This window comes from uncultured Mucilaginibacter sp., assembly GCF_903913935.1.
Classification (GTDB): Bacteria; Bacteroidota; Bacteroidia; order Sphingobacteriales; family Sphingobacteriaceae; genus Mucilaginibacter.
In genome coordinates this window covers 1-10,292 of sequence record NZ_CAIWNH010000037.1, presented here as the reverse complement: position 1 = coordinate 10,292, position 10,292 = coordinate 1, and the positions used below count along the sequence as shown (strand labels likewise).

Annotated in this window: 10 protein-coding genes; 7 read left to right on the top strand and 3 right to left on the bottom strand. The window is 43.2% G+C overall.

What is annotated here, in order from left to right; genetic code table 11:
• Positions 1-352 (top strand): gliding motility-associated C-terminal domain-containing protein (locus tag QZY09_RS01665; protein ID WP_295667368.1); only part of this gene is annotated, 352 nt, incomplete at its 5' end.
• A gap of 76 nt (positions 353-428) precedes the next feature.
• On the opposite strand, the gene pdxA is transcribed toward QZY09_RS01665, so the two are convergent.
• On the bottom strand, positions 429-1,496 hold the full coding sequence (gene pdxA, locus QZY09_RS01660) for a 4-hydroxythreonine-4-phosphate dehydrogenase PdxA (protein WP_295667364.1): 1,068 nt from the start codon (positions 1,494-1,496) through the stop codon (positions 429-431).
• 197 nt (positions 1,497-1,693) lie between these two features.
• Between pdxA and rsmA the strand changes: the two genes are divergently transcribed.
• Positions 1,694-2,473, top strand: coding sequence for a 16S rRNA (adenine(1518)-N(6)/adenine(1519)-N(6))-dimethyltransferase RsmA (gene rsmA, locus QZY09_RS01655; protein WP_295667361.1), 780 nt, complete (start codon positions 1,694-1,696; stop codon positions 2,471-2,473).
• Positions 2,474-2,494: 21 nt separating this feature from the next.
• Here the strand turns inward: rsmA and QZY09_RS01650 are convergent, their stop codons facing one another.
• Positions 2,495-3,061 (bottom strand): hypothetical protein, encoded by a 567-nt coding sequence (locus tag QZY09_RS01650; protein ID WP_295667358.1) that lies wholly within the window; start codon positions 3,059-3,061, stop codon positions 2,495-2,497.
• 344 nt (positions 3,062-3,405) lie between these two features.
• On the opposite strand from QZY09_RS01650, the gene QZY09_RS01645 reads away from it, so the two are divergent.
• Positions 3,406-4,341 carry a 2-hydroxyacid dehydrogenase gene (locus tag QZY09_RS01645; protein ID WP_295667355.1) on the top strand — a complete coding sequence of 312 codons (936 nt, stop codon included), beginning with the start codon at positions 3,406-3,408 and terminating at the stop codon, positions 4,339-4,341.
• Positions 4,342-4,378: 37 nt separating this feature from the next.
• On the opposite strand, the gene panC is transcribed toward QZY09_RS01645, so the two are convergent.
• Entirely contained in the window at positions 4,379-5,266 is an 888-nt protein-coding gene (gene panC / locus QZY09_RS01640) for a pantoate--beta-alanine ligase (RefSeq protein ID WP_295667352.1), read from the bottom strand.
• 113 nt (positions 5,267-5,379) lie between these two features.
• On the opposite strand from panC, the gene QZY09_RS01635 reads away from it, so the two are divergent.
• The 4 genes from QZY09_RS01635 to QZY09_RS01620 all read left to right on the top strand — a co-directional run.
• The gene (locus QZY09_RS01635) at positions 5,380-6,204 is read left to right on the top strand and encodes a glycogen/starch synthase (RefSeq protein WP_295667349.1); all 825 of its coding nucleotides are present in this window, start codon (positions 5,380-5,382) and stop codon (positions 6,202-6,204) included.
• A gap of 66 nt (positions 6,205-6,270) precedes the next feature.
• The gene (locus tag QZY09_RS01630; protein ID WP_295667346.1) at positions 6,271-7,641 is read left to right on the top strand and encodes a DUF4270 family protein; all 1,371 of its coding nucleotides are present in this window, start codon (positions 6,271-6,273) and stop codon (positions 7,639-7,641) included.
• A 185-nt stretch (positions 7,642-7,826) separates the two neighbouring features.
• Positions 7,827-9,662, top strand: coding sequence for a glutamine--fructose-6-phosphate transaminase (isomerizing) (gene glmS, locus QZY09_RS01625; RefSeq protein ID WP_295667343.1), 1,836 nt, complete (start codon positions 7,827-7,829; stop codon positions 9,660-9,662).
• Between the two features lie 294 nt (positions 9,663-9,956).
• Positions 9,957-10,292 (top strand): LysR family transcriptional regulator (locus tag QZY09_RS01620; protein WP_295667340.1); only part of this gene is annotated, 336 nt, incomplete at its 3' end.

Below are 10,292 nucleotides of genomic sequence, written 5' to 3'. Positions count from 1 at the left end.
ATTTAACAACCTGTACTATCCTGAAAGCTTATCAGAACCGTCACCCTACATTGCATTGAACGAAGACGGTATTTCAGTAAACCGGGGGCTTTCGCCGAACGGCGACGGCATTAATGATATTTTGATGATAAAAGGCATCACCAGGTATCCCGACAACAAACTGATGATCATGAGCCGAAGCGGTGAACTGGTTTATGAAATTAAAGGTTACGACAACAGCAATAAGGTATTTGACGGACATTCCAATAAAACCGGGGCAATGCAATTGCCCGGCACTTACTTTTACTCGCTGGATTATTCAGCAAATGGAATAGCCAAACACAAGACAGGTTTTATAGTACTGAAATATTAAGGAAAGAGCCAGGAAGAAAGATAGTTAGAAACCTATTCCTCTTCCTCGCCCTTGATTCCTGGTTCTTGCTTCTCGCCTAATCCCTGTCCCTGCTCAGTTTGGTGATGGTTAATGGGTTTTCCATTAGTTCCAGCGTTTCGCGGCGGTGTTTTACGATATGCAACGCGGTAAATATCGCTTCGCGGAAGGATACTTCTGATGCCTTGTTTTGCCCGGCGATATCATAAGCGGTACCATGATCGGGCGAAGTGCGTACAAAATTTAACCCGGCAGTAAAATTAACTCCCGACTCAAAGGCTATTTGTTTAAAAGGGATCAATCCCTGGTCGTGGTACATAGCCAGTACGGCATCAAACTGTAAATAACTTCCGTTAGCAAAAAACCCATCTGCTGAATAAGGGCCAAAAGCAAGGATATTTGCATTCCGGGCTTCCTCAATAGCCGGGATGATCACATTTTGTTCTTCATCGCCAATCAGGCCGTTATCACCGGCATGCGGGTTCAAACCAAGCACGGCAATTCTCGGTTTGCGGATCCAGAAATCATTACGCAGGCTCTGGTCCATCAGCTTTAGCTTTGCCAGTATTTTTTCTAAGGTAATGCTTTCGGCAACTTTTGCCACCGGGATATGCCCGGTTACCACCCCTACACGCAGCGTATCACTCACTAAAAACATCAGCGATTCAGCAGCACCGCCACGTTCCTGCAAATATTCGGTGTGACCGGGGAATTTAAACTCCTCGCTTTGTATGGTATCTTTATTAATGGGCGCGGTAACCAGCGCATCTATATCGCCGTTCAGCAGGTCGTTGGTTGCTTTTTCAAGGGAAAGGAAGGAGTATTTACCAACAGCCGCGTTCACCACGCCGGGTTCTATCTTCACATCTTCTTCCCAGCAGTTGATCATATGCGGTTTGCGCTGGTCCTTTTTACCAGAAGCCTCAGAAGGATGGTTGATCACCGCAAAATTAAGCTCTTCGATATTGGTTGTACGGCGATAAAACGACGCTACTTTTGTATGGCCGTAAACAATTGGTGTACAATAGTCGTAAATGCGGAAATCCGCCAGGGTTTTAATAATAATTTCAAGCCCTATACCATTAACATCGCCAATACTTATCCCGATTTTTATTTTCTCGCTCATTATTTTAGGATTACACCGATTACTTTGTGATTTCACCGATTATTTTGGTCATTGCGTCATTTGGTCATTCGGTGGTGGTTTATACAAACTTTACAACATTTCAACCTTACAACATTTCAACTTCCCTTCACAAATTAAAAGATTAATTCATGATTAAAGGACAAATATGTATAATTTGCCACAATATTCGATTAATAATGACATTGGTAAGAGCAAAAAAGCACCTGGGTCAGCATTTCCTTACTGATAAAAACATTGCTGCAAAAATTGTGGAGAGCCTGCGGCCGCAAAACGGTTATAAGCAAGTGCTGGAAGTTGGCCCCGGAATGGGCATCCTTTCCGATTTTTTATTGCAGAAAACGGAGTACGAAGTTTCGCTGATCGATATCGATACGGAATCATATCAGTACCTTCAAAAAAAATACCCGGCTTTAGGTAAACGACTCATCAATGCCGATTTTTTGGAGATGGATTTTGCCGCATTTTTTACCGGGCCAATGGCCATTATTGGTAATTTCCCGTACAACATATCGTCCCAAATCCTTTTTAAAGTACTGGATAACCGGCAGCAGGTAGTTGAAGTAGTGGGCATGTTCCAGAAAGAAGTTGCCGAACGCTGCAGCGCCAAACCGGGTAGTAAGGAGTACGGCATTCTCAGCGTATTTTTACAGGCGTACTATAAAGTTGAATACCTGTTTACCGTAAAGGCCGGTGTTTTTAACCCGCCCCCCAAGGTGCTGTCAGCTGTGATCCGGCTAACCCGAAATGAAATTCCACAGCTCAACTGCGATGAAAAATTATTCTGGCAGGTAGTAAAAGCCGGTTTTAACCAGCGGAGAAAAACCTTAAGGAATGCGGTATCCTCCCTCATTAACAAAGAAAAAATGACCGATGAGCCATTGCTCGATTTAAGGGCTGAAAGGTTAAGCGTGGATGATTTTGTAAAGCTAACCAACATGATCGAGACCAACAGGTAAGCCGCGTGCGGGAAGTCAGGATTAAAACACCTGGATAGCCTCCATATGTCCGCTCAGTTCCATTTTCTTTACAGAGGCAGCCATGCGCTTGATGAAAAGATAATTGGCAGTACCGCCTATTACAGCGCCAACTACGGGCACCAGCCTTTCGGCGGTACGGGTGCCTAAAAGCAATAGCAGCTTTTCGGCGATGCCTTCCATCATGGTTTTGGATATGGCTACCCCGGCCTCCACTTTTAACGAAGTGGCTACAAGTTTCATAAAATCGTCGAATTCTATTTTATAAGTGCCCTTGTTATAGTACATAATGGCCATCGTTACCCTGAACTGCTGGGTGATCAGGTTGGCAAAATCAAAAGGAATCCCGGCGATCAGCGTAAACATACCGCCGCTACCCGAAATAACGCCCGAACCTGCTGCCAGGCAGGCGCATTGCTCAATAAACTTATCAAGCCCCATTTTGTCAACCCCTTTTTTGATGTTGAACTGGTTAATGTGGTCGAATATTTGCTTAAAACCGGCTTCCGCAAGTTTTTGCGCCTTTAATTTGATGCCCGAGCCGGCTTTTTTGAATTTGATGATATTCATGATGTTATACCTGCTATTAACGTGCCAGTTTGTAAATCCGGTATGATTGTCAGGTATTTATTATTGTTATGTTTCAGTAATAAAAGTTTGGCAATAAAATTATTGCCAGGTATTTTGACAATAAAAATTTTGTCAAAAAAATGCTTTTATAAAGTGATGGATATTAATAAAAAAGCGATCCATGGCAGTGCACCCGTATTACCGCATAGCGATGGGTTTAAGACCCATCGCTATGAAAGAGCCGGCCGTGAATTTTAAAAGTGATTTCCAACTGGATTCTAACCACCACAAGCCCTATAATTATTGTCTTATATTATACCTTTGTGCTTTTATAAATATAACATTTGAAAAATACCATCCTGATTGTTGACGATATCCACCCCATTTTTATGAAAAAGGTGGAAGCCCTTGGTTATCACTGCGATTACCGCCCATTAATAAAACCTGACGAGGCCCTGCAAATATTGGGCAATTACGAAGGCCTGGTAATGCGCTCAAAATTTAAACTGAACCGCCAGTACATTGATGCCGGTAAAAACCTGCGCTTTGTGTGCCGCGCCGGTGCCGGGATGGATAATATTGACGAAGCCTACACCGCCGAAAAAGGCATCACCCTCATTAACGCCCCAGAAGGTAACATGGATGCTGTTGGCGAACATGCAGTTGGAATGCTGTTGGCCCTGATGAATAATTTTAACGTAGCCGACGCTCAGATCCGTGCCGGAAGCTGGCAACGCGAAGCGAACCGGGGTTACGAGCTCAAAGGGAAAACCGTGGGCATTATTGGCTATGGCTTTATGGGGCATAGCTTTGCCCGCAAACTATCCGGCTTTGAAGTGAATGTGATCGCTTACGATAAATACAAAACCGGCTTCAGCGACCGGTATGCCCGTGAGGTGAGCATGGAAGAAATTGTGAAACACAGCGATGTGTTAAGCCTGCATATCCCGTTAACGCCCGAAACTGCCGGGCTGGTAAATGAAGAATACCTGTTCCATTTTAAAAAACCCATCTTCTTGATCAATACCGCCCGTGGTAAGGCGGTGCAAACCCAAGCAGTACTGAATGCCATTAAACAGGGTAAAGTTTTGGGTGCAGGGCTTGACGTGCTTGAAATTGAAAAATTCCCAACCCTTGCCGGGCAGGAGTGGTTTGACGAACTGCGCCAATCCGGTAAAGTGATTTTAACCCCGCATGTTGCCGGCTGGACATTTGAATCGTACCGCAAGATCAGTGAGGTAATGGCGGATAAATTGAAAGTCTGGAGTCCAGAGTCTTAAGTCCCAAGTCTTATTTTTTTGACTGAAGACTTTAGACTCAAGACTCCGGACTTAAAAACTCATTGTCAATCAACCTCGTCTTCCCCACTTTGGCGGCTACCAGGGCGATGATGCTTTTGGATTGTCCGGTTGCGGGGTACAGGGTGTCAGCGTCTGCAATTTCAAAGTAATCGGGCTCAACGCCGGGCTCACTGCTGATCATCCGGTCGGCTTCCCGTTTTAATCCGATAAGGTTATCCCTGCTGAAATTGTCTTTTACCCAATTCAATGTTTTTGAAAGGATAAGCGCATGCTTCCGGTCTTCGGCCGTAAGATGGATATTCCTTGAGCTCATGGCAAGGCCATCGGCTTCGCGCAAAATAGGGCACATCACCAGCTTTACCGGCATGTTTAATTGCTTTACCATATGGCTGATGATCATCAACTGCTGGTAATCCTTCTGACCGAAAAAGGCGGTGTCGGGCTTTACAATATTAAACAGTTTATAAACCACCTGGGTAACCCCCTGGTAGTGCCCCGGCCTGAATTTCCCTTCCAGCAAATGCTCCGCTTCGCCGATGTTTAAATGCCATTTCTCATTATCATCATAAATTTCACTCACCGGGGGATTGAACAAGATATCACAGTTTCCTTTTTCAAGCATTTTAATATCCGCCTCAATGGTACGCGGGTATTTCTCCAGATCTTTAGGATCATTAAACTGGCTGGGGTTTACAAAAACACTGCAAACAACCTCATCGTTGGTTTGCCGCGCCTGTTCAATTAAACTCAGGTGCCCCTCATGAAGTGCACCCATAGTAGGTACAAAACCAATGGTTTTATTTGTATCCCTTATTTCCTGCAAAAATTGCCCCAGGGAGTGCTTTGTTGTAAAAATGTTCAAATCAATAGAAATTACGAAATCCGGCAAAGTTGTACATTTCATTAAAACCTACCAAATTTAACTTGCATAATTGGTTGCCAGTTCATATAATAATGCTTATATTTGCAGACTCAAATTTATAGGCTCTTTATTTATAATTTAATACTGATTTAGTGATGGGTAAATCTAAGCTTTTGTTTATAACTCACGAAATGTCTCCTTTCCTTGAACTCTCAAAAATTTCTGAAATTACGCGCCAGTTACCACAGGCGATGCAGGAAAAAGGCTACGAAATACGTATCCTGATGCCTCGTTTCGGAAATATCAACGAGAGAAGGAACCGTTTGCATGAAGTGATACGTTTATCGGGGATGAATATCATCATCAACGATAACGACAATCCGCTGATAATTAAAGTTGCTTCTATTCCCGCAGCGCGGATGCAGGTTTATTTTTTGGATAATGAAGAATATTTTCAGCGCAAGCATTTTTTCACGGATAAAGACGGGAAATTTTATGCTGACAACGATGAGCGAATGATCTTCTTTTGCAAAGGCGCACTCGAAACTGTGAAGAAATTAGGCTGGGCTCCTGACATCATCCATTGCCACGGCTGGATGAGCGCATTGGTGCCCGCGTATTTAAAAACTACTTATAAGGACGATCCAACCTTTAAAAATTCAAAAATAGTTTACTCTATTTACGAAAACGACTTTACCACTGCAATGGATCCTGATTTGGCGCAAAAAGCGGTAATGGGCGATATGACGGAAAAACATACCGAAGTATTCACCGCGGGAACTAATTCAGCATTATATGCAGGCGCTATCCAGTATAGCGACGGATTGGTACTAGCCAGTGAAAATATAGACGAAGAAGTGTTAAATATTGTTAAAAACAGCAATAAATCGGTTTTAGAGTTCGAATCCACCGCTGATTTCGAAAATTATTACAATTTTTACGACGAAATTGCCAATGAAGAATTGGCACAAGTTGTATAAGCTTTGAGATCATATATGAAATTTTTCCGCTTAGACTTATTGACACTGTTGATAAGTCTTTTTATTTTGAATAGTTGTAAAAATCAGGATGCTGTTGGTTTGGGCGTAAGTTCAGGTCAGACAGCCAGCAACCTGATCGATACATCAACAATTGTCGTAAATACCGTCCCCGAAGATTCAGTTGTAACCTCTGGTTTGTCAAAAAGCCCGGTTAGTTGTTTTCGCGACGCCATATTCGGAAGCACAATGACTGCTTTGGCCACCGACCTGAATTTACCGGGCCAGGGAACCTATACCCCTCCTACCGGTACAGTTTATATCGATTCTGCACGGCTTGTTTTAAATTATGCCAGGGGTTTTTACGGTGATTCCATCACCTCAAAATATACCATTAACGTTTACCAGCTAAAATCACTGTTCAGAACGGATACCGGCTATTACAACACCAAAAATTTTGGTTACAGCACCACAAATTTTGCAGATTATTCTTCGCAGTCGCCAATAGGCACACTTACGTTTAATGCCAGGCCGCATGATTCCATAAAGGTTTATAATATCATTACCGGTGCGCCAGATACTTTGGTTAAAGTACCACCCCAGATCAGGATCCCGATCGATCCTTCTTTTATCAACACCAATCTTTTTGGCGCAAGTTCAACAACATTAGGTTCCAACACTATTTTCAAAACCAAGGTGAAGGGATTATTGATCAAGCTTGATTCCACAAAAACTACGGGATCCGGCGGTTCTATTATGTTCAGCAATGCAGACTCGCTGGTGGTTTATTACCGTTCGGTAGTTGGTACAACCATTGATACCGCTGTGGTTAAACTGCCTATAGTAAGCACGGCAACGTCAATTCACCATAATTACCCAGCCGCTATCCGCAACGAGCTGAATAATACAAAAAGTGGATCGCGAAATTTGTTTTATTTGCAGGGGCCTATTGGATTAAGGGCTAAGGTAAGTTTTCCGCACCTTTTGCAAAATTTCAGGGCGAGCCTTTTAAGCAACAACCAGGATGTTGTTATCAACCGTGCCGAACTGGTGGTAACACCGCAGCCGGGTACCTATATCCCTTTTGCGCCAATTCCGAAAATAAGCATGTACCAACTCGACATAGCGTTGCAGCGAATAGAATTGCAGGATGCCAGTTCTGCTGATGCACGTTCAGGAGGTGTTGGTGTTTTTGGAGGATTTTATAATTCAACGCAAAACGAATATCATTTTATAGTAACTGCCTATGTGCAGGACTTGCTATACGGAAAAACTGTTGATTATGGCACCTATATCGGCCCCATTGATAATACAAATACTTCTAGCGTAGATATCGGAGCCACCGCACAGGTTGCTTCCCGTACTGTAGCCGTCGGGACTGATAAGACTTCGCCTTATCGCTTAAAGCTAAATATTATTTATACCAAGATTGCTAAGTAATAGTTGTTGGCGATCTGGCCATACAAAAAGACGTTGAAATATTTAAAGGGTTGTAATGCTAACATTACAACCCTTTAAATTATGATCAACATCAATATCAACACAATTCCAATCCCTGATTACCGTCACTATTATTAAACCTTATCTTATTACTTTTGTTTAACTAACATAAATATTTTGAATTCATGTGTGGAATTGTAGGTTATATAGGTTTTAGAGATGCTTACCCCATAATTATCAAAGGTTTGCATCGTTTGGAATACCGCGGATATGATAGCGCCGGGATTTCGTTATTTGATAATGGGCTAAAGGTTTATAAAAAGGCCGGTAAAGTTAGCGACCTTGAAAATTTTGTTAAGGATATTGATTTACAAGGTTCCATGGGAATGGGCCATACCCGCTGGGCAACACATGGTGCGCCAAGCGACCGAAATTCGCACCCGCATTCGTCCGGGAACAGGAAACTAACCATCATCCATAATGGCATTATAGAAAACTATGGCCCGATAAAAGAAACGCTGACCCATAAAGGCCATATTTTTAAAAGCGATACTGATACCGAGGTATTGGTTCACCTTATTGAAGATATTCAAAACGAGACCGGTTTTGGCCTGCGCGAAGCTGTCAGAGTAGCGTTGACCAAAGTGATCGGGGCCTATGCTATCGTTATCATGAGCGATGACGAACCTGACCTGCTCATTGCGGCGCGAAAAGGCAGCCCAATGGTGATTGGCGTTGGTAAGGGCGAATATTTTATTGCATCTGACGCAACTCCGATTGTAGAATACACTAAAAACGTTATCTATCTGAATGATAATGAAGTGGCTTACATCAGTCGCGAAAATTTATTGATAAAAACGATTGATAACCAGGTTCACACCCCTTACATACAGGAACTTGATCTGAAGCTCGAAATGCTCGAAAAGGGTGGCTACGATCACTTTATGCTAAAAGAGATCTATGAGCAACCCCGCTCAATAAGGGATTGCATGCGCGGCCGTATTTACCCGCAGCAGGGCAAAGTACAGCTGGGCGGAATAAAGGAATATACCGAAAAGCTCAAAAATATAGACCGTATCATCATCGTGGCCTGTGGTACGTCATGGCATGCAGGTTTGGTAGGCGAATATTTGATAGAAGAGTATGCACGTGTACCCGTTGAGGTTGAATACGCGTCGGAATTCAGGTACCGCAATCCTATTATTACTGAAAAAGACCTGGTAATTGCCATTTCCCAGTCAGGTGAAACTGCCGATACCATGGCAGCCATTGAGCTGGCAAAAGAAAAGGGGGCAACCATTTTCGGGATCTGTAACGTGGTAGGTGCCTCGATACCCCGTACTACGCACGCTGGCGTTTACACACATGCCGGCCCCGAAATAGGGGTGGCCTCAACCAAGGCATTTACCGCGCAGGTTACTGTACTCACATTAATGGCATTTTATATTGCCCAGCAAAGAGGTACGATTACCCAAAGCAAGTTGGTTGAACATTTAACTGAGTTAAATTCGATACCTGAACTAGTTGAACGCGCGCTAAAATCAAACGACCATATCAAAGAGATTGCAGCGAAATTTAAGGACTCAACCAATTGCCTGTTCCTTGGCCGCGGAAGTTCCTTCCCTGTTGCGCTGGAAGGCGCATTAAAACTCAAGGAGATCTCTTACATCCATGCCGAAGGTTATCCAGCCGCTGAAATGAAACACGGCCCTATCGCTTTAATTGACGATGATATGCCTGTGGTGTTTATCGCCACCAAAGATTCGTCATACGAAAAAGTGATCAGCAACATACAGGAAGTAAAAGCACGCAAAGGGCACGTAATTGCTATCGTTACTGAAGGTGATACCGAAGTAAAAGGAATGGCCGATTATGTGATAGAGATCCCGGAAACCGACGAAGCCTTTGTACCGTTATTAGCCACCATACCATTGCAATTACTGGCCTACCATATTGCCGTAATGCGCGGCTGTAATGTTGACCAGCCCCGTAATTTAGCCAAATCGGTAACGGTGGAATAGGTGGAAAGTTCATGTACCATGGTTGATGGTCCATAATGAAAAAATAAGATCAAATAAGAGCCGGCATTGTAGGCGCCGGCTTTTTTTATTATTGCCAGAGCAAGATTAAATTCAACGCCTTTTTTATAGAAAAAAACAATATTTAATTTATATTTTTATAGATGAAAGCTATAGGACGAATTAAGAGTCAAGGTTTAAGAAGCCAGCGCAAACACCCGCGCGTTTTTTTAATTGCATGCTCTTTTCATCGTTCTTGACTCTTGATTCCTGGTTCTTGATTCTAAACACAAACAAATGACCATTACCCAGCTTGAATACGTTGTAGCCGTTGATACTTACAGGAGTTTTGTATTGGCCGCCGAAAAATGCTTTATCACCCAGCCTACGCTAAGCATGCAGATCCAGAAGCTTGAAGATACTTTAGGCGTTAAACTGTTCGACAGGAGCAAACAGCCGGTTGTCCCTACCGAGATCGGGAACGACGTGATTGCCCAGGCCAGAATCTTGCTTTCGGAAGCAGAAAAGATCAAAGAGATCATCACCGACAGGCAGCGGGAACTTTCAGGCGAATTGAAAGTGGGCATCATCCCTACGGTAGCGCCTTATATTTTGCCCAAAATATTACATGGT

Bases quoted from the DNA above. Each gene is read 5' to 3' on its own strand.
- pdxA (WP_295667364.1), bottom strand. From the start codon at position 1,496: ATGAGCGAGAAAATAAAAATCGGGATAAGTATTGGCGATGTTAATGGT.
- panC (WP_295667352.1), bottom strand. From the start codon at position 5,266: ATGAAATGTACAACTTTGCCGGATTTCGTAATTTCTATTGATTTGAAC.
- QZY09_RS01635 (WP_295667349.1), top strand. From the start codon at position 5,380: ATGGGTAAATCTAAGCTTTTGTTTATAACTCACGAAATGTCTCCTTTC.
- rsmA (WP_295667361.1), top strand. From the start codon at position 1,694: ATGACATTGGTAAGAGCAAAAAAGCACCTGGGTCAGCATTTCCTTACT.
- QZY09_RS01650 (WP_295667358.1), bottom strand. From the start codon at position 3,061: ATGAATATCATCAAATTCAAAAAAGCCGGCTCGGGCATCAAATTAAAG.
- glmS (WP_295667343.1), top strand. From the start codon at position 7,827: ATGTGTGGAATTGTAGGTTATATAGGTTTTAGAGATGCTTACCCCATA.